The organism is Haemophilus parainfluenzae, from assembly GCF_900638025.1.
In the GTDB taxonomy this organism is placed as follows: domain Bacteria; phylum Pseudomonadota; class Gammaproteobacteria; order Enterobacterales; family Pasteurellaceae; genus Haemophilus_D; species Haemophilus_D parainfluenzae_J.
On sequence record NZ_LR134481.1, the window covers coordinates 1,700,668 to 1,724,249 of the forward strand.

General features: G+C 39.2%; 26 protein-coding genes and 1 tRNA gene. 6 read left to right on the forward strand and 21 right to left on the reverse strand.

What is annotated here, in order from left to right:
- The first annotated feature begins 2 nt into the window (after positions 1-2).
- The 4 genes from EL215_RS08535 (at position 3) to EL215_RS08550 (ending at position 2,896) form a co-directional block, all read left to right on the forward strand.
- Positions 3-788, forward strand: a complete 786-nt coding sequence (locus tag EL215_RS08535; RefSeq protein WP_126471509.1) for a Zn-ribbon-containing protein — start codon at positions 3-5, stop codon at positions 786-788.
- A gap of 24 nt (positions 789-812) precedes the next feature.
- On the forward strand, positions 813-1,652 hold the full coding sequence (gene queF, locus EL215_RS08540) for an NADPH-dependent 7-cyano-7-deazaguanine reductase QueF (RefSeq protein ID WP_126471511.1): 840 nt from the start codon (positions 813-815) through the stop codon (positions 1,650-1,652).
- An 84-nt stretch (positions 1,653-1,736) separates the two neighbouring features.
- On the forward strand, positions 1,737-2,090 hold the full coding sequence (locus EL215_RS08545) for a helix-turn-helix domain-containing protein (RefSeq protein ID WP_126469813.1): 354 nt from the start codon (positions 1,737-1,739) through the stop codon (positions 2,088-2,090).
- Entirely contained in the window at positions 2,078-2,896 is an 819-nt protein-coding gene (locus EL215_RS08550; protein ID WP_232013322.1) for an IS3 family transposase, read from the forward strand. Before EL215_RS08545 ends, EL215_RS08550 begins: the two co-directional genes overlap by 13 nt.
- Positions 2,897-2,942: 46 nt before the next feature.
- On the opposite strand, the gene tyrA is transcribed toward EL215_RS08550, so the two are convergent.
- The 9 genes from tyrA to EL215_RS08590 all read right to left on the reverse strand — a co-directional run bounded on the left by tyrA (position 2,943) and on the right by EL215_RS08590 (position 11,147).
- Positions 2,943-4,067 carry a bifunctional chorismate mutase/prephenate dehydrogenase gene (tyrA, locus tag EL215_RS08555; RefSeq protein WP_049355686.1) on the reverse strand — a complete coding sequence of 375 codons (1,125 nt, stop codon included), beginning with the start codon at positions 4,065-4,067 and terminating at the stop codon, positions 2,943-2,945.
- Positions 4,068-4,153: 86 nt separating this feature from the next.
- Entirely contained in the window at positions 4,154-5,077 is a 924-nt protein-coding gene (gene truB / locus EL215_RS08560) for a tRNA pseudouridine(55) synthase TruB (protein WP_126471513.1), read from the reverse strand.
- On the reverse strand, positions 5,077-5,463 hold the full coding sequence (gene rbfA, locus EL215_RS08565) for a 30S ribosome-binding factor RbfA (RefSeq protein ID WP_049355684.1): 387 nt from the start codon (positions 5,461-5,463) through the stop codon (positions 5,077-5,079). Before rbfA ends, truB begins: the two co-directional genes overlap by 1 nt.
- Positions 5,464-5,524: 61 nt before the next feature.
- Positions 5,525-8,050: a translation initiation factor IF-2 gene (gene infB / locus EL215_RS08570; RefSeq protein WP_126471515.1), complete on the reverse strand. Its 2,526-nt coding sequence runs from the start codon at positions 8,048-8,050 to the stop codon at positions 5,525-5,527.
- Positions 8,051-8,063: 13 nt separating this feature from the next.
- Positions 8,064-9,551: a transcription termination factor NusA gene (gene nusA / locus EL215_RS08575; protein ID WP_126471517.1), complete on the reverse strand. Its 1,488-nt coding sequence runs from the start codon at positions 9,549-9,551 to the stop codon at positions 8,064-8,066.
- 15 nt (positions 9,552-9,566) lie between these two features.
- Entirely contained in the window at positions 9,567-10,022 is a 456-nt protein-coding gene (gene rimP, locus EL215_RS08580; RefSeq protein WP_049355681.1) for a ribosome maturation factor RimP, read from the reverse strand.
- A 129-nt stretch (positions 10,023-10,151) separates the two neighbouring features.
- Positions 10,152-10,228: transfer RNA gene (locus tag EL215_RS08585), tRNA-Met, on the reverse strand.
- A gap of 78 nt (positions 10,229-10,306) precedes the next feature.
- Positions 10,307-10,429: a hypothetical protein gene (locus EL215_RS10430; RefSeq protein ID WP_263970175.1), complete on the reverse strand. Its 123-nt coding sequence runs from the start codon at positions 10,427-10,429 to the stop codon at positions 10,307-10,309.
- Between the two features lie 7 nt (positions 10,430-10,436).
- Positions 10,437-11,147, reverse strand: coding sequence for an RIO1 family regulatory kinase/ATPase domain-containing protein (locus EL215_RS08590; protein WP_126471519.1), 711 nt, complete (start codon positions 11,145-11,147; stop codon positions 10,437-10,439).
- Between the two features lie 88 nt (positions 11,148-11,235).
- Between EL215_RS08590 and EL215_RS08595 the strand changes: the two genes are divergently transcribed.
- On the forward strand, positions 11,236-11,796 hold the full coding sequence (locus tag EL215_RS08595) for a YceB family lipoprotein (RefSeq protein WP_049355679.1): 561 nt from the start codon (positions 11,236-11,238) through the stop codon (positions 11,794-11,796).
- Positions 11,797-11,830: 34 nt separating this feature from the next.
- On the opposite strand, the gene qseC is transcribed toward EL215_RS08595, so the two are convergent.
- The 4 genes from qseC to EL215_RS08615 form a co-directional block, all read right to left on the reverse strand.
- On the reverse strand, positions 11,831-13,186 hold the full coding sequence (gene qseC, locus EL215_RS08600) for a quorum sensing histidine kinase QseC (protein WP_126471521.1): 1,356 nt from the start codon (positions 13,184-13,186) through the stop codon (positions 11,831-11,833).
- Entirely contained in the window at positions 13,176-13,844 is a 669-nt protein-coding gene (locus tag EL215_RS08605) for a response regulator (RefSeq protein ID WP_126471524.1), read from the reverse strand. Before EL215_RS08605 ends, qseC begins: the two co-directional genes overlap by 11 nt.
- 75 nt (positions 13,845-13,919) lie before the next feature.
- Entirely contained in the window at positions 13,920-14,288 is a 369-nt protein-coding gene (locus EL215_RS08610; RefSeq protein WP_049355677.1) for a NirD/YgiW/YdeI family stress tolerance protein, read from the reverse strand.
- Between the two features lie 145 nt (positions 14,289-14,433).
- The gene (locus EL215_RS08615) at positions 14,434-15,120 is read right to left on the reverse strand and encodes a hypothetical protein (protein WP_126471526.1); all 687 of its coding nucleotides are present in this window, start codon (positions 15,118-15,120) and stop codon (positions 14,434-14,436) included.
- 106 nt (positions 15,121-15,226) lie between these two features.
- Between EL215_RS08615 and yfaE the strand changes: the two genes are divergently transcribed.
- Positions 15,227-15,475, forward strand: a complete 249-nt coding sequence (yfaE, locus tag EL215_RS08620) for a class I ribonucleotide reductase maintenance protein YfaE (RefSeq protein ID WP_049355675.1) — start codon at positions 15,227-15,229, stop codon at positions 15,473-15,475.
- Here yfaE and dapB read toward each other — a convergent pair.
- The 8 genes from dapB to glgA form a co-directional block, all read right to left on the reverse strand.
- Entirely contained in the window at positions 15,470-16,282 is an 813-nt protein-coding gene (dapB, locus tag EL215_RS08625) for a 4-hydroxy-tetrahydrodipicolinate reductase (protein ID WP_049365834.1), read from the reverse strand. The two genes, yfaE and dapB, sit on opposite strands and share 6 nt — an antisense overlap.
- 16 nt (positions 16,283-16,298) lie before the next feature.
- The gene (locus EL215_RS08630; protein WP_126471528.1) at positions 16,299-16,925 is read right to left on the reverse strand and encodes a LysE family transporter; all 627 of its coding nucleotides are present in this window, start codon (positions 16,923-16,925) and stop codon (positions 16,299-16,301) included.
- Positions 16,919-17,413: a phosphatidylglycerophosphatase A family protein gene (locus tag EL215_RS08635; protein WP_164757078.1), complete on the reverse strand. Its 495-nt coding sequence runs from the start codon at positions 17,411-17,413 to the stop codon at positions 16,919-16,921. Before EL215_RS08635 ends, EL215_RS08630 begins: the two co-directional genes overlap by 7 nt.
- Complete coding sequence (thiL, locus tag EL215_RS08640; protein WP_126471532.1) at positions 17,413-18,393, reverse strand: thiamine-phosphate kinase; 981 nt, start codon at positions 18,391-18,393, stop codon at positions 17,413-17,415. Before thiL ends, EL215_RS08635 begins: the two co-directional genes overlap by 1 nt.
- Positions 18,394-18,450: 57 nt before the next feature.
- Positions 18,451-18,888 carry a transcription antitermination factor NusB gene (gene nusB, locus EL215_RS08645; RefSeq protein ID WP_126471534.1) on the reverse strand — a complete coding sequence of 146 codons (438 nt, stop codon included), beginning with the start codon at positions 18,886-18,888 and terminating at the stop codon, positions 18,451-18,453.
- A gap of 5 nt (positions 18,889-18,893) precedes the next feature.
- The gene (gene ribE, locus EL215_RS08650; protein ID WP_005695997.1) at positions 18,894-19,367 is read right to left on the reverse strand and encodes a 6,7-dimethyl-8-ribityllumazine synthase; all 474 of its coding nucleotides are present in this window, start codon (positions 19,365-19,367) and stop codon (positions 18,894-18,896) included.
- Positions 19,368-19,472: 105 nt separating this feature from the next.
- A complete protein-coding gene (locus EL215_RS08655; RefSeq protein WP_126471536.1) occupies positions 19,473-21,938 on the reverse strand; it encodes a glycogen/starch/alpha-glucan phosphorylase in 2,466 nt (821 codons plus the stop codon).
- A gap of 114 nt (positions 21,939-22,052) precedes the next feature.
- The gene (gene glgA / locus EL215_RS08660) at positions 22,053-23,492 is read right to left on the reverse strand and encodes a glycogen synthase GlgA (protein WP_126471537.1); all 1,440 of its coding nucleotides are present in this window, start codon (positions 23,490-23,492) and stop codon (positions 22,053-22,055) included.
- Between the last annotated feature and the right edge of the window lie 90 nt (positions 23,493-23,582).

Below are 23,582 nucleotides of genomic sequence, written 5' to 3' on the forward strand. Positions count from 1 at the left end.
TTATGTATCTGATCGAACCCTTTTTTAAATTGACCGCCTTAGAAAACGACATTGGCCAACAAAGCCGTTTGCTCAATGCAGTCATTGACCAATGGCGTTATAACGGGCAAATTATCGGCCGTGAAATCCCGCTTTATTTAACGGAAGAAGATGGCGAACAAGGTTTTGCGATGCGCGTTATTTGCCCTGAGCAAGATAGCCTTTTACCCGAAAACAATAATCAATCTGTGAATCTGGCGATGGAACATGCTGAAAAGAGCGGTCTAAATTTTCAAGGTTTTCAAATTATTGCCGATGATTTAAATGCAGACAGCACCGCAGAATGTAGCCAACCAGCATGGCAAATACTCTACACCACACATTTACAATCTTGCTCGCCATTACATAGCGGAGATGATTTTTCTCCAATTCCGCTCTATAAACAGCTAAAAAATCAACCGCACTTAAGCCAAGATTTGATTAAATGGCAGGAAAATTGGCAGGCTTGCGATCAGTTGCAAATGAATGGCTCAGCTTTAGAAAAAGAATCGTTAAGCGAAATCTCCGAGATTAATAGCACGCTAAGCAAACATGGACGCTACCTTGCTGCTGAAATCGAAAAAGAAAGCGGCATACCGACCTATTATTATTTATATCGTGTTGGTGGTCATTCTTTAGAATCGGAACAACAACGCTGTTGCCCGCAATGTGGTGGAGATTGGGCATTAAACGCACCACTATTTGATGTGATTTACTTTAAATGCGACCAATGTCGATTAGTCTCGAATGTGTCGTGGAATTTTTTATAACGCTTTCGTCATTTAGGAAAACAAATGAACTATCAAGATAAAAGCCTTCAATCTTTAAAACTCGGTCAAGCAACAGAATATGCGGCAAATTATGACCGCACTTTGTTACAACCCGTACCTCGTAAACTCAATCGTGATGGCTTAGGCATTACCGCACAACAGCCATTTACTCATGGCGCCGATATTTGGACAGCCTATGAAATTTCCTGGTTGAATCCAAAAGGTTTGCCACAAGTCGCCATTGCTGATGTGGAAATTGATTATCGCAGTGAAAATTTAATTGAATCGAAAAGCTTTAAACTCTATTTAAACAGCTTTAACCAAAGTCAATTTGCTGATTTTGCTAGCGTAGAACGCACGATGTGTGAAGACCTAAGCGCTTGTGCTCAAGGCGAGGTCAAAGTACGTTTACATCCATTATCCCACTATCAAGGACAAAGTATTGATACTTTAACGGGCGATTGCATTGATGATCAAGATATTGAAATCCACAGCTACGAATTTAATGCGGATATTTTGCAAAATTGTACGTCCGATAACGTGGTGGAGGAAACCTTAGTGAGCCATTTATTAAAATCTAATTGTCTTATTACCAGTCAGCCGGATTGGGGAACAGTGCAAATTCATTATGTGGGCAAACAAATCGATCGAGAAAAACTTCTCCGTTATATCGTGTCTTTCCGTCAACATAATGAGTTTCACGAGCAGTGTGTCGAGCGTATTTTCTATGACTTGATGCATTACGCCAAACCAGAAAAACTCACCGTTTATGCGCGTTATACGCGCCGTGGTGGATTGGATATTAATCCATTCCGTTCTAACTTTGAGGAAATTCCGCAAAATTTACGCTTGGCAAGACAATAAATCAAAAAACAAAAGTGCGGTGAAAATTGATCTGCACCCCAAAAGTTGGACTAACCAAACCAACAATTGAGGTGCAGATTTTTTATGGGTAAACACTACACAATCGAATTTAAATTACAGGTTCTTCAACCTATTTTGAATGGGAAAATGAGTATTAGAGAAACTGCGCGTTTTTACAATATTCCTTCCAACGCCTTAGTCGGAACATGGTTGAAACGGTTTGAAAAAAGTGGCATAAAAGGACTTATTCCCCGTAAACCATCAGGACGACCGCCGATGAAACCCAAATATGCAAAAATGCCACCGCCACCCAAAACTGAAGAAGACCGTTTACGCCTGAGAATTTTACAGCTTGAAGCGGAGGTAGCCTACCTAAAGGAGTTGAGAAGGCTCAGACTTCAGGACGAAGCCGAGCAACGGAAATTATCCAAAGGTTAAGAACACGCTATCCGTTAAAATGGCTTTTAGGCTTTGCACAATTAGCGCGTAGTACGTTTTTTGCTAAACTTCAGATTAAACTGGATAAGGATGAGTTGTTGAAAAAGACCATTAAACGCATCAAAGCCAATCATCCTGATTATGGCTACCGACGTGTTCATGCCTGCTTGCCAGGCGTGAATCATAAAAAAGTTCAACGTTTAATGCAGACACTTGGGCTTCAAGTGCGGTCAAGAAAAAGCAAGAAATTTACGACCTATCGAGGCACGATAGGGGTGATTGCTCCTAATCATCTTGAACGCGATTTTAGTGCAACGGCCCCGAACCAAAAATGGGTGACCGATATCACCGAGTTTAAGGCGAAAGATGGGAGTAAAGTCTATTTATCTCCAATTTTAGACTTATTTAACAATGAGATAGTTTCATATAATCTCAGCTATTCCCCAAACTGGGCGCAAGTAGAGGACATGTTAATGCAAGCCGTCAAAGGATTAAATAAAGCTTGTGGTGTCATTTTACATTCAGACCAGGGATGGCAATATCAAATGGTGGCTTATCGTCGAATCTTGGCTGAACATGGCATCATTCAAAGTATGTCGAGAAAAGGGAATTGCTTGGACAACGCCGCAATGGAAAGTTTCTTTGGACGATTAAAAACAGAATGTTTTTATGGTCGGGAATTTAACAGTAGAGAGGAGATAGTTGATGCCGTCAGGGATTATTTGGATTACTATAATCACCGACGGATTCAACTAAAATTAAAAGGACTGAGTCCGGTACAATATCGAAAACAATCCTTTAAATAACAGTCTAACTTTTTGGGGTCAGATCAAAATCAACCGTACTTTTATTTTATACATGTCGTAAATCATGAGCTTGTTGCAATAACTGACGACTTTCCTGCAAGAATTGATCTGAATACTCCCCAAACCATTCTCTCACCTGATGGAAAGCATCAATAAACCCTTGTCGATCGCCTTTTTCAAAAAATTGTAACGCTTCTTCATACGTTTGCTTCAAGCTTTCAATCACGTCTAAATTTTCTGGCTTATCCATAATAATATCGGCATAAAGTGCCGCATCTTGGGCAAATAGACGACCAATCATGGCTAATTCCAAACGATAAATCGGGGAAGATAATGCCAATAAATTGCTTAAATTGACAGGCTGTTTAGAAAGATGCAGACCATTCGCAAAAGTAGAAAAGTGACGTAATGCTTGAATGTACGTCATATTGTGATCATGCTCTGCAGCATCAATTTGATAAATTTTTGCACCCCAGATTTGAATTTGCTCTAACAACCATTCATAACGTTCACTAAAGCGCCCATCACAACGCACAACCACTTGTTTTGCCATGCTCGCAATATCGGGACCAAACATTGGATGAAGCCCAACCACTGCCCCTTTATGCACGTCTAACATTTTAGCCAAGGGCGCACGTTTCACGGAGGTGAGATCCGCCAGTAGCATATTTTCCGTTAAATAGGGTTTTAAACGTTCTATTGTTTCTAACGTGTGATCAATCGGTACTGAGACAATAACAACATCCGCATTCGTTAAAATGCGTTCTGCCACATCCCAATCATCTCGGTCTAAAATAGAAATAGGATAACCAGAAGCACGCAAATAACGGGCAAATAACTGCCCCATTTTTCCGTAACCACCGACAATAACAATTTTGTTAATGGCTGGATTCAGGGTTTTAAAACCAAATTGATTTTCATTGGAATACGATTCACGCATGAAACGACGTAGCACATCTTCAATAAGCTCTGGAGAAATCCCCGCTTTAGCCGCTTCTTCTCGGCGAGACTGTAACATCGCTAATTCACGCTCTGGCGCATAAATCGGTAACCCCTTTTCATGCTTTACTTCGCCTACTTGGGTCACCAGTTCGAGGCGTTTAGCAAAAAGTTGAATCAGTTCACGATCGAGTGCATCAATTTCCTGACGTAAATGGTTAAGAACATCCATAATTCACCTGTAATATCTTATTTACATAGATTGCAATTAAAAGGTTACAGGTGAGATTACTGGAATTAAAAAAGAAAGGCAAATAATTAGATAGATTGCGTAATCAAACGTTGTGGACGAATCACATTGTTATCATCGACAAGTGCTACACCTAAAAAGATATTCTCGTCAGAAAATAACCGCACTTGACCATATAATTTTGCTTCATTAGCAAATTTGACTCGTTGTCCAAAGCCAATACCTTTACTTTGCTCGGCATTTAGCTGTAATGCGGGTAATTTACTGACCGCTGTATCTGTCGGTAAAAGATATTGATCAAGTTGTGCAAGATCACCTTGCTCTGCAAGCGCTTGCAAAGCATCCCATATCATCATCTTTTCTGTTGGATAATCCGCAACCGCAGTTCGACGTAACACTGTCACATGAGCACCACAACCTAACACTTCACCTAAATCATCCACTAATGTACGAATGTAGGTTCCTTTCGAACAATGCACTTCTAAGGTTAGAAAAGGGGCTTGATACTCGATAAAGTTTAGCTCAAAAATCGTGATAGGACGTGCTTCACGTTCTACTGTAATGCCTGCGCGAGCATAATCATACAACGGTTTCCCATTGTGCTTTAATGCTGAAAACATGGTCGGCACTTGCAAAATATCACCACGAAATTGTTCAAGTGCGGTCAAAATTTGTGATGTTTCTACATTGACTGAGCGCGTTTCTACCACTTGCCCTTCAGCATCCGAGGTATCCGTACGTTCACCTAATTTTGCTGTGACCACATAGCGTTTATCTGCATCTAACAAAAACTGTGAAAACTTTGTAGCCTCGCCTAAACAAATAGGCAGCATACCGGTTGCTAATGGATCGAGCGCACCGGTATGCCCTGCTTTATTCGCTTGGAATACGCGTTTCACTTTTTGCATAATGTCATTCGACGACATGCCTTTTGGCTTATCTAATAAAAATACACCATCAATATCACGTCCACGCTTACGAGGTCTCGACATTAGTCATTTTCCTCAACATGTTTCTTCTCATCTTCACGTACCACGTTTGTCACTAAATTAGACATACGCATCCCTTCAACTAAGGATTGATCGTAGAAGAAACGAATTTCCGGCACAATGCGTAAGCGCATTGCTTTACCTACTAATGAACGAATATAAGGTGCCGCTTTTTCTAACCCTTTCATACCTTGTTCAATCGCTACTTCATCATGATCAAACAAAAATGTGACAAACACTTTTGCATAAGCTAAGTCGCTTGATACTTCCACATCTGACACGGTTACCATGCCAATACGGGGATCTTTTACTTCCCGTTGTAAAATGATGGCGATTTCTTTTTGTAATTCTTGTGCAACGCGATCGCTGCGTTTAAATTCTCTTGCCATAATATTCTCCTTGTTAAAAAGCGGCCAAAATATGTTGAATTTTGACCGCTCTTTTTATTGATTAGATTGAACGCTTAATTTCAACGACTTCAAACACCTCGATTTGATCGCCAACTTTTACGTCATTGTAGTTTTTAACGCCGATACCACATTCCATACCATTACGGACTTCAGCAACGTCATCTTTAAAGCGACGGAGAGATTCCAATTCTCCTTCAAAGATTACCACGTTATCACGTAATACACGGATTGGATTGTTACGTTTTACTACACCTTCAGTCACCATACAACCTGCGATTGCACCGAATTTCGGATGTTTGAACACATCACGCACTTCAGCCAAGCCAATGATTTCTTGTTTGAATTCAGGTTGTAACATACCGCTCATCGCAGCTTTCACATCATTTAAGAGTTCATAAATGATAGAGTAATAACGAAGGTCAATATTTTCTGCTTCGATAATACGGCGAGCAGAAGCGTCCGCACGTACGTTAAAGCCGACCATAATCGCATTAGAAGCTGCAGCTAAGGTTGCATCAGTTTCAGAAATACCACCTACACCTGAACCAACAACTTTCACTTTCACTTCATCAGTAGAAAGATCTTGTAACGATTGAATAATCGCTTCCACAGAACCCTGTACGTCTGCTTTTACAATGATGTTCAGTTCAGCCACATCACCTTCAGTCATATTGCTAAACATATTTTCAAGTTTTGCTTTTTGCTGACGAGCAAGTTTCACTTCACGGAACTTACCTTGACGGTGTAATGCCACTTCACGTGCTTTTTTCTCATCACGTACTACGGTTGCTTCATCACCCGCTGCAGGTACGCCAGAAAGACCTAATACCTCAACAGGAATAGATGGACCTGCTTCATCGATTTCTTGACCATTTTCATCTCGCATTGCACGAACACGGCCGTATTCAAAACCACAAAGTACGATATCACCTTTATGTAAGGTACCTGACTGAACAAGAATGGTTGCAACTGGACCACGACCTTTATCAAGATAAGATTCAATCACCACTCCACTTGCCATACCATCTTTTACTGCGGTTAATTCAAGTACTTCCGATTGAAGTAAGATAGCATCTAATAAGTCATCAATACCTGTCCCTTTCTTCGCTGATACAGGTACAAATTGCACATCACCACCGAATTTTTCAGAAATCACTTCATGTTGAAGCAATTCTTGCTCTACACGATCAGGATTAGCTTCCGGTTTATCGATTTTGTTCACTGCCACTACTAAAGGCGCACCCGCTGCTTTCGCGTGTTGAATCGCCTCAATAGTTTGAGGCATCACACCATCGTCTGCAGCCACGACAAGAACCACGATATCCGTTGCTTTCGCACCACGTGCACGCATTGAAGTAAATGCAGCATGTCCCGGCGTATCTAAGAAGGTAATCATTTTACCATCGTCCATTTCTACGTGGTATGCACCAATGTGCTGAGTAATACCACCCGCCTCGCCTGCTGCCACTTTCGCTTTACGAATGTAGTCAAGCAATGAGGTTTTACCATGATCAACGTGCCCCATAATGGTCACAACCGGTGCACGAGTTACTTTTTCAGCGTTAACATCACGATCGCCTAGTACTTCTTCTTCGAGCTCATTTTCATTACGAAGAATCACTTTGTGGCCTAATTCTTCAGCTACGAGTTGTGCGGTTTCTTGGTCTAGCACTTGGTTAATGGTCACCATTTCGCCCATCTTCATCATCGCTTTAATGATTTCCGTCGCTTTGGTCGCCATTTTATTCGCTAACTCAGCGACGGTAATCGTTTCACCAATGACAACTTCCGTTTTCACTGCCTGAACAGGTTTTGTGAAAGCTTGTTGTAATGCAGCACCTTTCTTACCATGTTTACCTTTACCGAATTTTCCGTCTTTTTGATTTTTGCGGTTAGATTCTCGCTCATTTTTGCTACCTTTCACGTCATCACGTTCTTTTTTCGCTTTGGCCACTTTATTTTTGCCACGACCTCGATTTTCGTTACGACGTTCTTCTTCATTTTCTGCTTCTAGTGCATAACGAGAACTTAAGTTGTAATCCGCATAATCTTCAGATGAAGACTCTGTTGCCGAGTTATCAGCTTCAGCATAACGTTTTGCTTCTTCAGCAGCTTTACGCGCTTGTTCCTCAGCTTTCTGACGAGCTAATTCGTCCGCTTTACGACGAAGTTCGGCTTCTTCTGCTTTTAGCTTTTCTTTTTCAGGATCAGTCGATTTAGGTTTATTTTCCACCACACTTTGTGCTGGTTTCACTGATTTTTCTGCTTCAGATTTGACTTGTTCAGCTTTTGTTTTTTCAGCTGCAGCTTTTTCAGCGGCTAAACGCGCTTTTTCTTCTGCCGCTTTCTTTTCTGCTGCCTCCGCCTCTTGCTGTGCTTTTAATTTTGCAGCTTCTGCTGCTTTCTGTGCAGCATTAGTTGGTACCGTCCGTTTTTTACGAACTTCAACTTGTACGGCCTTTGCTTTACCACCTGCGGTCGTACCACTTACAGTTGTCTTCGTTCTGCGTTGAATACTTAGTTTTTTGGGTGCATTTGCATCTATATTTTTTACATCTTCAGTCATAATTATAAACTCCTTACTCTTCGCTGAACCAGCAAATATTTCGAGCAGCCATAATAAAATCAGCGGCTTGCTCTGCGGTTAATTCTTCGATATCAGTTAAATCATCTACTCCCTGCTCTGCAAGTTCTTCAAGTGTAGTAATTTGTTTTTCAGCTAATTTAAAAGCAATGTGACGATTCATACCTTCAAGATTTAATAAACGATCTTCAATATTCGCTTTTTTCAACGCTTCTTCTTCAGCGACAGCTTCAGCGGTAATCGCCTCTTTTGCTCGACCTTGTAATTCTTCAATCAAGTCTTCATCTTCTAAACCATCAATTGCAGTCAGTTCACTCACGGGGACATAAGCCACTTCTTCTAATGAAATGAAACCTTCATCCACTAAGATTTGAGCAAACTCTTCATCAAGCCCTAATTTATCCATAAATAAGTTTAATACTTTAGTATCTTCAGCTTGATGTCTTTCATTTAGCTGTTCAGTAGTCATCACATTTAGTGTCCATCCTGTTAATTGGGTGGCTAAACGAACATTTTGACCGTTACGGCCGATTGCTTGTGCTAAGTTATCTGCATTAACGGCAATATCCATTGAGTGATTATCTTCATCTACGATAATTGAAGTCACATCAGCCGGCGCCATCGCATTAATTACGTATTGTGCCGGATTATCATCCCAAAGTACGATGTCAACTCGTTCGCCACCTAATTCATTGGTAATCGCTTGAACGCGGGCTCCACGCATACCCACACATGCACCAACAGGGTCAATACGTTTATCATTGGATTTCACCGCAATTTTCGCACGAGAACCTGGATCACGTGCAGCACCACGAATTTCAAGCATTTCTTCGCCAATTTCTGGTACTTCAATACGGAATAACTCGATTAACATTTCAGGTTTTGCGCGAGTCACAAATAATTGTGCCGTTTTGCTTTCTGGATTCACTTTATAAAGCACACCACGAACACGATCACCTGGACGGAAATTTTCACGTGGAAGCATATCTTCACGCATAATCACGGCTTCAGCTTTATTGCCTAAATCTAAAATGATGCTTTCACGATTTACTTTTTTCACCGTACCCGTAACAATCTTGCCTTCTTCAGAACGGAATTGCTCAACTACTTTTGCACGCTCTGCTTCACGAATTTTTGTACTGATAACTTGGCGAGCAGTTTGCATTGCAATACGGTCAAATGCGATAGACTCAATTTGATCTTCGACATAATCACCAAGTTGAATATTCGCATCTTCAAATTGTGCTGCTTCTAATGTCATTTCTTTGGTTGGCACTTTGACTTCATCAACCACCAACCAGCGACGGAATGTATCAAATTCACCCGTTTTAGGATTGATAGATACACGAATATCGGTTTCATAGTCATATTTTTTCTTCGTTGAAAGTGCGATCGCACTCTCTAACGCTTCAAAAATCTTTTCACGTGGTAATAACTTCTCGTTAGATACTGCTTCAGCAGCTAACAAAATCTCTTTACTCATTTTCCTTTTTCTCCTTTAAAACTTTGCGATTACATTGGCTTTTTGAATGTTGCCAAAAATAAGAACGTGTTCCTGACCATCAACAATAAGTGTCAACATGTCATTTTCAATTTTTTCTAATTTACCTTGCCATTTACGACGATCTAAAACAGGAATACGTAAATGCACAGCGATATCCTCGCCCACATAACGTTGGAATTGTTCAAGCGTAAATAATGGACGATCAAGACCTGGTGATGACACTTCTAGGTTATATTTATCCGCAATCGGATCTTCCACGTCTAAAATTGCGCTCACTTGACGACTTACATCAGCACAATCATCAACGCCTACGCCACCTTCTTTATCAATGAATAAACGTACGGTCATAAAACGACCTGCACGTTGGCATTCAATACCCCAAAGTTCGCAGCCTAAGTCTTCTACGGCACCTTGAAGCATCGCTTGCAAGTTTTGTTCTAATGTTGCCAATTTTTGCTCCTAATCTTAAAATTCAGACATAAAAAAAGGGTTAGGTTCGTCAATGAACCTAAGCCCAGTTTCTAAATTTCTCGTATAAAAAAACCCCAAATCTGGGGTTCTTTTTACTGAACTTGTTATTGGTTGCGGGGGCCGGATTTGAACCGACGGCCTTCGGGTTATGAGCCCGACGAGCTACCAAACTGCTCCACCCCGCGTCCGAAATATGGGTGCATTATAGTATTTTAATATGGAAAGTTCAAGTGATTTCTGCTCATTTTCATGAAAAGTACAATTTAGAATCCAAAACCAGTACCAAGTCCAATACCTACGCCGTTACTCCCACCTTTAGCCCCCACTCCGACAGAACATGCACTCACAACAAGACTTAATAACATAACTAAAAATAATTTTTTCATTAGTTTCCTATTTTAAATGTTCGAATAAGCGATAAATAGCCAATAAATCTGTCCGAGCAATAGGCTTAAATGGAAGTAAAACATAGTAAAGCCAACGCATTTTTTTTATATATCTAATCATAGCAATCCAATAATCTGAAGGACAATGCAATTTATAATAATCAAATAGTGCTCTTAGTTTTTTATCATTTAAATTTTTTACTCGGCACAAACTATTTAAAAATGCCAACATATCACGAGCGATCAGCCATTGTTTATTATAACTTTTAGAATGAGATTCAAAATCCATAAACCTCACCTTTCCTGATTGCCAAGCTATATCACGAATAGCGGGACGCCCATGAATAATACCTTCTTGATGTAATTGAATTAACGCTCGTATCGCTGTCTGCAAAATATTTTCTTTCTGTGCCCAATTTATTTCATTATTATCTAACCAACAATTTAATGTTGGACCAACATCTTCAAGAACCAAATGGTCATCACTAAAGTCACATAATTTAGGTACTGGTGCGCCAATACTATTTAATTTTTGTAGAATGTAGCATTCTTCTTTAAAATGTTTCTTAGGGTAAGGTTTTAAGATTAGCCAGATACCTTTTAAACGCTCAGGTTGTTTCAGCCAATAATATTTGCCCAAATATTCAAAACGAAAAACCCTTTCTTCATTATGTTTTTTTAGCAATGTTTGCACATAAGCTTTAAAGGATAAGACCATACTTTATTACCCATTTTTTTTAGTGTATAGTGAAAAATCAGGGATGTATTGTACGAAACTTTCACTTTTTTTCAATAAAGGAAACATAATGAAAACTTTTAAAATCATATTGGGCATGCTGATTTTTAGTCTATTTACGCCAACCGTTCAAGCCACCCCTTTTAGTATTAATGAACAAGAAATGAATCATTATTTGAATAAAACAGTAACTATTAATGATAGTCTTCGTATTCCAGGCTTATTTTCTGTTGATTATTCTCTGAAAGATTTAATAACACGTATCGGCCAAAATAATGATAGTCGTGTAGAAATGAGTGGTTTAGCTGATATGTTTATTCGCTTATCTGATAAAACTTATGTAGCAAAATTGCATCTAACTTTTGATGCCATTCCAGAATATAACCCACAAGAAGGCGCCCTGTATTTAAAACAACTACGGATTTTGCGCTGGTCAGGTGAACCTAATAATGTGATGGAGCAACTACAAAGTGTGATGCCATTATTAAGCAGAGGGATCGCCACCTTACTCGGCGAGATACCTGTTTACACCTTAGATGAAACAGATATGAAACAAATGATTATAAAAAAATTTGCTCGAGATATTAAGGTAGAAAAAGGGCATATTGACTTAATTGGTGGGATATTTTAACAATCGTAATAAGGGCGTTCAAAAACGCCCTTAACTATAACTCAATCACAGCTCGTAAGCCTTGGATTTTACCTTGGTATTCAATATTTTCTAAATAAAAACGATAGTGATGCAATTCTGCAATTCTTGCAACAATCGATAGTCCTAATCCACTTCCTTTTTCATTTTGTCCTGCTGGTCGATAAAAACGTTGACCTAATTTAGCTAACTCTTCAGGTTCAACGCCTCCACCATTATCTTCGATTAATATTTTGGTTCGTTGCAAAATGACTCGAACTTTTGTTCCTTTGGGGCAATATTTAATAGCATTATCAAGTAAATTACGTAACATTTGTGACAATAAGAGTGGTTGACCCAATTTAATCGGAGGCGAATGCTGATAATCAAAGCTCAAATCAATTTGATGATTCAAGGCATTAAAATATAACTCGCTAACTAATGAAGTAATAATTTCTGACCAATCAATTAGAGCCTGCTCATCTAATTCATTAAGATTATCCAAGCGAGAAAGTGTAAGGAGCTGTTCAATTAATTGATTAGCACGATCGATGCCTTGAGTTAAATGTATTAACGCCATTTCACGAGTTTTTGTATCATCACCAGCTAATTGGGCAACTTCCGTTTGAATACGCAATGCTGCCAATGGACTACGCAATTCATGAGCCGCATCGGAAACAAAACGTCGCTCTCGTTTTAATTGCTGTTCGGTACGTGCAAAAAATTGATTTAAATTACTAACCAATGGCAAAATTTCTATAGGTATATCATCCGTCTCTAACAGAGAAACATCTCCCGGTTGACGTCGCTGTACATTACGACTTAAACACCGAATTGGTTTTACTGAACGATAAATTACCCCAAACGCAACTAATAATAAAATAGGTAAACTCGCAAACCAGATACCGGTTTGACTAAATACCATTTTATTGACTAACTCTTCACGATATTCCAATTCTTGTCCTACAGCAATCACTAATTCACCATTGCCTGCGGGTTGCCAATAAATTCGCCAAATATCATCATCATCTAAAATATAGCTCTCACTAAAGCCATGGTGAAATTTAAAAATAAACTTGTCACCATTATCCCCGTCGGTTAATAATTGTTCACCTTTATCAGAAAAAATAGCAAATGCTAATGCATCATCGTCATAATTCCGCTTTAATGCTTTAAATCCGCCACGTGGAAAATCTTGTTGTTCATCCAATAAAATATTTTGCAAGTCAGAATTTGCCAAACGTTCAGCAAACAAAATTAGCTGGGCATCAAAAACATCTTTTGCTTCTTTTTTAACCACACACCATGCTGTAGCAGTAGCCACAAACCAAACACAAAGTGCGGTCAAACTTAAACCGGTTAAGAGTCGGATACTCAGTCGTTTATTTCTCATTAACTTGTCCTAATGCATACCCTACACCATGTACTGTTCGAATAAATTGCTTACCTAATTTTTGTCGTAAATTATAAATATGCACATCTAATGCACCACTACTTAATTCTTCATCCCAATTTGACAATTTTTCTTCAATGGTTGTTCGTGAAAGCACCCTCCCTTTATTTAGCATGAAAAGCTCGAGTAATTTATATTCACGTCCGGTTAATGTAATTTCATCCTCATTCAACCAAGCCTTACGCTGAGCAGGATCAAGTTTTACATTGCCATGCTCAATTTGCGGATTCACTTGCCCATAACGACGACGAATCAAGGCCTGCAATCGCACCACCACTTCAGCCAAGGCGAAGGGCTTACAAAGATAATCATCAGCACCTTGTTGAATGCCTTTAATGCGTTCATCCAACGTATCACGTGCAGTTAAGATCAATACGGGCACATCTTGATTACTTGAACGCCATTGTTTTAATACCTCCAAACCATCTAGTTTAGGTAGTGTTAAATCCAATACCACTGCATCATAAGGCGCGCCGATTAGGGCATGTAATCCACTTTGCCCATCGGTAAACCAATCTACAATAAAGCCTGATTTTGTTAAACCAATTTGCAGACCATTGCCGATCAGAGGATCGTCTTCTACTAATAAAACTCGCATAATTTTGACTGCACTTTTACCTTTCTCAAAACGCAAAAATGGCGGGCTTTTGCCCACCACTTCAAATTAGATAAATTATTGCGCTTTTTCAACGCTAATGACTTCAAGCTCTGCTTTATCAAAAGCTTCATTATCTAATTTACCGTAAACGCGAATTTTATCCTGAGGCCCTACATTTAAGCCATTCCAAACACGGTTTTTAATTTCTAATTTGATTTGGCCAGTACCATCAGTGAAAAGATATTCATCACCATCAACTTGTTGAGTGATTTTACCAACTAAGCTAATCATTGAGTCATCTTTTGCAGATAATGCTTGTTTAACAGTTAGTTGTTGACCTTGGTTACCACCTTGGAAACCACTTTGTGCATTATTACCAGTAAAACCAGCAAATGCTGCTGAAGTAGATAAAGCTAAAAGGGTTGCTAAAGCAAATTTTTTCATCATGTTCTCCTAAATAGAATTAAGCATAAATTAATCATGTTGCAAAGCGAAGGATTATCCTCATTGCCGCCTTGTTGATGCTTATTAAACACAACAAATCTTAATGAAATCTTAAGCAACCTTAAGATTTTTAAAATTTTTAAAATTACCAACAAAATCGTTCATTAACTAAGTTATTTTGGCGTTCTTTTTCCCATTTTGCTTTATTTTCAGGATGAGCAAAATAGCGATCTTGCTCAACTAAACGAGTATCAAGTTTTGCTTCAGCTTCTTTTAACGCTTGTTTTCTATCTTGATATTTGCTTGGTAATTGAGGTAAAAACACCACCTGATACGCATGATTTTTAGCCCAGTCAATCGCATCTTGCGCCGCCTTGTGTTGCTTATTCAAATCACAGAACGCATACGGATTAACATGCTGTCCCACTAATTGCCCAAATGCTGTGTTATTCGATACTGTTAATTTATCTAAATCCAACACATATAAAGCGGTGATTAAACGATTTTGCCCACGATAAAACCACTTTACCGCTTCATCTCGTAGGCCAAAATCATAAGCACGAGCAGAAAGTGCAAACATTGTCATCGGAGAAACAAAATCCACTTTTTTCTCAATAATATTGACCGCACTTTCAAAATCTTTTTGTGTATTTTTCAGTAATAACGCATCAATATCTTTGTTCACATTAATCTGTTCAAGTCGCCCATCTCTTGCATCGTAATAAGGCTTTACATACATATCAATATGCTTAACCGGCTCTTTTGAAATGGTGCTACAAGCCGTTAATAAAAGTGCGGTTGAAATCCACGTTAATTTTAGAAAGGTTCGCATGGTCTTCCCTTATGATGAATATTAGCTCGCTATATTACAACAAAAGAGCCGTGAGTTTTACTTCTCTTTCTTCTATAATGAGCAAAATTTTGTTTTATTTTGTTTCATGAAAATTCATCTTATTCAGCGCCAAATCACCTTAGATTTCGATAACCAAACTTCTCTGCTTAACTTTTTAGAACAACATCAAATTCACCATGAATATCAATGCCGTTCTGGCTATTGTGGTTCTTGTCGCGTTAAGATCAAAAAAGGCAAGGTTTCCTACGCTGAAGAGCCCCTTGCCTTTATTCAACCCGATGAGATTTTGCTGTGTTGTTGTCGGGTGGAAAGTGATTTAGAAATAGAATTATAAATTATTCAAATCCAACACATCTGTCATATCAAACAATCCGTGAGATTGTTTTTCTAACCATTTACCTGCACGCACTGCGCCATTAGCAAATGTCATACGGCTTGATGCTTTGTGAGCAATTTCAACACGCTCACCAATATCCGCAAACCAGACACTATGCTCACCCACGACATCTGATGCACGAATGGTAGAGAAACCAATTTCATCACGTTTGCGTTCGCCTGTAATGCCTTCACGACAAAATACGCCATGCGTTTTCAAATCACGACCAAGGGTTTTCGCAATATGTTCTCCCATAGAAAGTGCGGTGCCAGATGGTGCATCTACTTTGTGGCGGTGGTGAGCTTCAATGATTTCGATATCGCAATAATCGCCCATCACTTTGGCAGCTTTTTCTAATAGTTTAAATACCAGATTCACCCCTACGCTAAAGTTTGAGGCAAATACAATGGCAATTTTTTCTGATGCAGCTTGAATTGCGGCTTTACCTGCATCATCAAAACCTGTAGTACCAATTACCATCTTTTTGTTATTAGCGACACAAAATGCGATATGCTCAAGCGTGCCTTCCGGACGCGTGAAATCAATTAGCAAATCAAAGTTATCTTTTTCTGCGTTTAAATCATCTGATACTTTTATACCTAATGCACCAATACCAGCAAGCTCACCAGCATCAGCCCCCACTAAAGAGGAACCTTTACGTTCAAAAGCGGCACCTAACTCAGCCCCTTCTGCATTATGTACGGCTTGAATTAATTGACGCCCCATTCTTCCGCCAGCACCGGCGATCGCAATTTTTAATGTCATGTTTTGTCCTTTTTTATCAAATTAAAGCGTGTTGAACACCACTATAAATTAAATAGATTCCGAAGAAAATAAAAATCAGCCCTGCTACATTATCAATATAGCGACTATATTGGCTATAAAACTGTTTTGCAACAGAACGTGAGAAAAGCACCGAAATGATGTAGAAATATAAAAAAGTTTCTACGGTAATCACGGCTAGCGCGGTCAAAATCTGTGATGTTTCGGTAATATTCACTAAAACCAATGACATCACACTGCTGAAATAAATCACCACTTTAGCATTAGACAAATTGACTAATAAGCCTTTCATAATGCTCGTTAAGATTGATTGATTTGGCACATTTGTATTCTGCTTTTCATCAAAGACTGCATTGGTTCTTACTTTTGCCATTTTAATTCCGAGATAAACTAAATACGATCCGCCAAGCATCATCACAATGCCTTGAATAATTGGCATCGTAGCAAAAATAATGGCAAGTCCTAAAACGGCAGCCGTAGCCCAAATTAATACACCAATGGTAATCCCAATCACGCCACCAATGGCTTCTCGACGAGAACTCATGGCAGAAATTCGGCTGACATAGAAAAAATCAGGGCCTGGAGAAAGTAAACCCACAAGATGAATAATCATCAAATTTAGCATGGTAAGCCTACAATACGTAGTATCACGATCACGATAACCGCATAAACTGCCGCTAAAACGTCATCCACCATAATCCCAAAACCGCTTTCCAGTTTTTGGTCAAAATAACGGATGGGATAAGGTTTTAAAATATCGAAGAAACGGAAAAGCACAAAGGCAATGACAATCCAAGGTAAAGATAAAGTTGGAATCGCGGCTAACACGATAAATACCCCAACAAATTCATCCCAAACAATGGAACCGTGATCATGAACGCCCATATCATCTGCGGTTTTTTGGCATAGATAACAGCCAAGAGCAAAGCAAAGTGCAGTCAAAATTAGGAAGATTTTTAGTCCAAGACAAGCTAATAATGCCGAACCTAAAATCGTTCCAGCTAAACTTCCCCATGTGCCCGGAGCAGGACGAATGAGTCCTGAACCAAAACCTAATGCAAGTAAATGAACTGGATTTTTTAAGCTAACTTTATCAAGAGGTGAACTATTCATTATTTATCCTTAAAATGATCGAAGCCAGATGGTGCTTGATAATTGATTACACATCCATCTTTTAAAAAAGTAATCGGATTGCTATTTTGCGGAACGATTTTTCCGATACAAGAACAAGGTACATTCAACGATTGAGATAACTTCTCAATCTCAGATTTTTTATTTGCGGGAATCGTAAAGCAAAGCTCATAATCTTCCCCACCACTTAATGCAAACGCTTCTGCTTTTTCTAAGCTATATGTTTTTTTGAGTGATGTAGATAAAGGTAAGAAGGATAAATCAATCTCCGCAGAACATTGGCTTCTCGTTAAAATATGTCCTAAATCAGCGACAAGACCATCTGAAATATCAATGCATGAATGCGCTACATTCACTAATGCTTGGCCTAATTCAACCCGTGGTGTTGGGTGAAAATGGCGTTTTACTAAAAATTCACTATCAAAATCGACCGCACTTTTACCTTGTAAGATCCAATTTAAACCCGCCGCGCTATCACCTAACGTGCCAGATACATAAATTAAATCGCCAACCTTCGCATTATGTCGGAATAAAGCCTTTCCTTTTGGTACGAAACCTTGCGCCGTAATGGTGACAGAAAGTGGGCCTTTCGTTGTATCGCCACCAATTAACGTCACATCGTATTGATTTAATGTATCAAACAGACTTTGACTAAATTGGCTTAGCCAGTTTTCATCAACTTCAGGTAATGTCAGTGCAAGCGAAATCCAAGCAGGTTTAGCGCCCATAGCAGCTAAATCACTTAGATTTGTCGCGATAGCTTTATACGCTAAATCTTGGGGAAAAATAGAAGATAAAAAATGCGTACCCTCGACCATTGTATCAGTGGTGATCGCAAGCTGATAGCCTTCTGGAATATGAGTGATCGCACAATCATCCCCAATACTGAAATCAACAAAGTGTTGATTGCCTTGTTGTATTGAGAAATATCGCCCTATAAGATCAAATTCACCTGTACTCATTTTATCTGCACACCAAAAAACAAAGGGCAGACATTTGTCTACCCTACATTTGAATAATTATTTGCGACCTAATGCAGGAGCGACTTTATCCAATACACCGTTAATGTATTTATGGCTTTCATCTGCACCAAACACTTTCGCCACTTCAATTGCCTCATTAATCGCCACTTTATACGGTACATCTAGCTCAAATTGAAGTTCATAAACTGCTAAACGTAAAATCGCTTTTTCAATCGGATCTAATTCATCCAATGCGCGATCTAAATAATGGCTCATTGAAAAATCAACGGCTTCTACATTCGCAACGGTTTGACGGAAAAGGCGGCTAAAATAAGGTTTATCCACACCTTTTAAATCTTGATCCACAACGAAAGTGAGTTCCACTTGTTCTGGCGCATTACCAGAAATCGCCCAAGAATATAATGCTTGAACCGCACATTCTCTCGCTCTACGACGTGGCGATACTTTTTTTACAGGTTCTTTTTTCTCTGTCATTTGAATTATGCCGCATCAATTTGTTGTAAAAGATTCACCATTTCAAGCGCAGTTAATGCAGCTTCTGCACCTTTATTACCTGCTTTAGTACCTGCACGCTCGATAGCTTGTTCAATGTTTTCAGTGGTTAAAACACCGAATGCTACTGGGATTTCAGCTTGCATTGCGACTTGACCTAAACCGCTGCTTGCTTCGCCAGCCACATATTCAAAGTGAGCTGTACCACCACGGATTACTGTACCCAATGCTACAATCGCATCAAATTTTTTGCTTTCAGCTAAACGACGTGCTACTAATGGAAGTTCATACGCACCTGGTGCTCGAACGATTGTAATATTCTCATCTTTCACTTGGCCGATACGTTTTAATGCATCTACCGCACCTTCTAATAAACTTTCATTAATAAAACTGTTAAAACGAGCAATCACTACTGCGATTTTAGCATTTGGCGCAGCTACCGCACCTTCTAAAACTTTCATACTTTTTCCTAATCTGAATGAACAATAAATTTGACGGTGGATTTTAGCATAAAAAGAAACCCTGTGGAAATAATCCGACAGGGTTTTCTATGAGTGGAAAAGAACTTACTTCTCGAGTTTTAACGGCTCAATTTTCCAAATATTTTTCGCATATTCAAGAATCGTACGGTCTGATGAGAAGAAGCCCATGTTCACTATATTTTGAATCGTGCTTGCAATCCATACATCACGATCTTGATATTTTTTATCTACCGCTTTTTGCGCTTTCACATAACTGCGAAAATCAGCAAAAGATTGATAATAATCGTGGTATTGTAAACCTTGAATGAGAGAGTGATAACGGTTCGGTTCTTCTGGTGAGAAATCACCACGAATGATTTGATCAATGACTTCGCGTAACTGCTCGTCATTTTGATAATAATCAAACGGACGATAACCTTCGCGACGTAATGCATCCACTTGTTCAACCGTATTACCAAAGATAAAGATGTGGTCTTCACCAACATTATCTAAAATCTCAACGTTCGCACCATCAAGTGTACCCAATGTTAACGCACCATTTAAGGCAAATTTCATGTTACTGGTACCTGATGCTTCTGTTCCTGCAAGAGAGATTTGCTCAGAAATATCTGCTGCTGGAATGATTAATTGTGCAAGACTTACGCTGTAGTTCGGGATAAATACAACTTTTAAACGACCTTTTAAGCGCTCATCGTTATTGATGACATTCGCGACATCGTTAATTAAACGAATGGTTTGTTTTGCCGCATAGTAAGCTGAAGCTGCTTTACCCGCTAAAATAAATACGCGTGGCTGCCAATCTTTTTCTGGGTGTGCCAACATTTCGTTGTAACGAGCAATAATGTGTAACACATTAAGCATTTGACGTTTGTATTCGTGAATACGTTTTACTTGAACGTCAAATAATGCATGCGGATCTAAATCGATGTTAAGTGTTTTCTTCACATATTCTGCTAATTTCACTTTGTTATCGTATTTGATATCTGCAACAGCACGCTTAAATTCACCTTTATCTGTAAACGCTTTAAGTTTTTCAATTTGGCTTAAATCGCAACGCCATTCAGAACCAATATATTGATCAAATAAAGCCGCTAATTTCGGATTTGCTACCGCAAGCCAACGACGTGGTGTAATACCGTTTGTCACATTGGTGAAACGTTCCGGATAGATACGTGCAAAATCAGCAAAAGTAGAAGAAACCATAAGATCTGAGTGAATTGCTGCGACACCGTTCACTTTATGTGAACCGACAACAGACAACCAGCCCATGCGCACTTTACGTTGATATCCTTCTTCGATCAGTGAAACGCGACGGATAAAGTCCATATCAGTCGTGACATAAGTTTTCACATACTCTAGGAAATGATCATTAATTTCAAAAATCATTTGTAAATGACGCGGTAAGATTTTCGCCATCATTTCTACCGGCCAGGTTTCTAATGCTTCTGACATTAAAGTATGGCAAGTATAAGAGAAGATACGACGAGTCACATCCCAAGCGTGTTGCCATGAATAACCGTGTAAATCGATTAAAATACGCATTAACTCTGGAATGGCTAATGCAGGATGGGTATCATTCAAGTGAATCGCCACTTTATCAGCAAGATTATCCAATGTACCATGTATTCTAAAATGACGATGGAGAATATCTTGTAAAGACGCTGATACTAAGAAGTACTCTTGACGTAAACGCAACTCACGGCCATTCCAAGTAGAATCATCCGGATAAAGGACACGAGAAAGGTTTTGGTTAGCTGAACGCGTTGCAACTGCTGCTAAGTGATCACCACGGTTAAACTCGGCTAAATCAAACACCTCACCACCATGCGCAGACCATAAACGTAAGGTTGATGCCGAGTCATTTTTATAACCGGGGATCATTTGGTCGTATGCAAGTGCGGTCACTTTTTCATCTGGATTCCAAATACATTTTTTGCCTTCAAAATAAATGTGACCACCAAAATCAATACTAAAACGTTTTGATGGACGCATAAATTCCCAAGGTGCGCCTTTTTCTAACCAATCATCAGGGCGCTCAACTTGTTGGCCATTTTCAATTTTTTGACGGAACATACCGTATTCATAGCGAATACCGTACCCCATTGCTGGAATCGCTAACGTTGCCAGTGAGTCCATAAAACAAGCAGCAAGACGACCTAAACCACCATTACCTAAACCAGGATCCACTTCTTTTTCAATAATCTCTTCTAAATCAACATTTAATTCAGCCAAGGCTTTTTGTGCCACATCATAAATGTCTTCTGCGATCATCGCATTAGAAAGTGTACGGCCGATTAAAAATTCCATAGAAAAATAATAAACACGGCGAGTTTCTTCTGCACGAGATTGGCGTGCAGTCGTAATCCAACCTTCTGTCACTAAATCACGCACCGCATGGAGAGTTGCATTGAGCCAGTCACGTTGACTCGCCTCTTTTGGTGAACGACCAATTAAGAAAATTAATTTATAAACAATTGCTTTTTTCATGCCTTCAATATCAAGACTTGGTCGATTGTAGAGAAATGGCGAATCAAAATTATCCATGATCATAGAAAGTAAAACCTCAATAAAAAATCGCACAAATTTTAAGCTTTTTTATGAAAAAAACAACAAAAATTCCCCCTTCAAAGGCGATTATTTTGAAGAGGGAGTCAATCCATTGAATTATGCATTTAAAATGCCTAAATAGAGCTGCTCATATTGAGTGGCTGCATTTTTCCAACTAAAATCCTGTGCCATGGCATTATTACGAATCCTCGCCCAAACACGTTGTTTTTGCCACAAGGCAAAGGAATGCTGAATTGCACTTCGTAAATCATCAGCTTCGGCTTTCTGGAATACAAAACCTGTTGCGGTACTCGCTTCAATGGTTTCACTTGTACAGTTTGTGACTGTATCCGCTAATCCTCCTGTCGCACGAACAAGCGGCAATGTGCCATATTGCAATCCATACAATTGAGTTAATCCACAAGGCTCAAAACGGCTTGGTACTAAAATCACATCACCGCCTGCAACCATTAAATGTGAAAGTGCTTCGTCATAACCAATTTTTACTGAGATATTTTCTGGGTAACGTTGTGCTAATTGACAAATTCCCTCTTCCAAATGTTTAGCACCAGAACCGAGAATCGCTAATTGACCACCTTGTTTCACAATTTCATCCGCTGTCGCAATCAATAAATCCACGCCTTTTTGTTCCGTTAAGCGAGTCACCATCACAAATAAGAGTGCATCTGGCTGTTGTGGTAAATTGAAATAAGCTTGTAAATCAGCTTTATTTTTCTTCTTGCCCGCAATGGATTTCAATTTGTAATGATGCTGAATATAAGCATCACAACTTGGATGCCAAATTTCTTGATCTACGCCATTTAAAATCCCCACCAACTTGCCAGCTTCACGTAAACCCGTTAATAAGCCTTGCAACCCATAAGCAAAATCTGGTGTGGTAATTTCTTTCGCATAAGTAGGACTAACGGCTGTCACCATATCAGAATAATAAAGCCCCGCTTTCAAATAGGAGATTTGACCAAATAACTCTAAACCATTAACATGAAACATCCCTTCTGGTAAGCCAATCTCATGTAAATGATGATGTGCAAATTGTCCTTGATAAGCTAGGTTATGAATCGTAAATACCGATTTTGCAGGGCGACCTTTATTAAAGAGATAAGCGGCAGCTAAACCTGCGTGCCAATCGTGCGCATGCACCACTTCAGCTCGCCACCAACTATCTAAGCCTGTCGCAAGTTCTGCGCCCACCCAGCCTAATAAAGCAAAACGCTTATAGTTATCGGCATAATCATTGTAATCGGTATCATGATAAGGATTCCCTTCTCGCCAATAAAGATGTGGCGCATCAATCAGATAAATCCCTACCCCATTGTATTCGCCATAACGCAATACAACATGACCAGCAAAATTGTCAAATTCTGTCACGACATGTGTGTTCTCAATACCCGCTGAAATTTTTGGATAAGCTGGCAATAAAATACGCGTATCAATACCAATTTCTTTTTGAGCAAAAGGTAATGCCCCTAAAACATCGGCAAGTCCACCGGTTTTGAGTAAGGGATACAGCTCCGAGCAAACATGTAAAACTCTCATAATGTTCCTTTTATAGTTAAAATTGTGCTGTCATTGATAACAGCACAATCTTTTTAATTTAATTCAATAAAATACTGTCAAAATTAACCG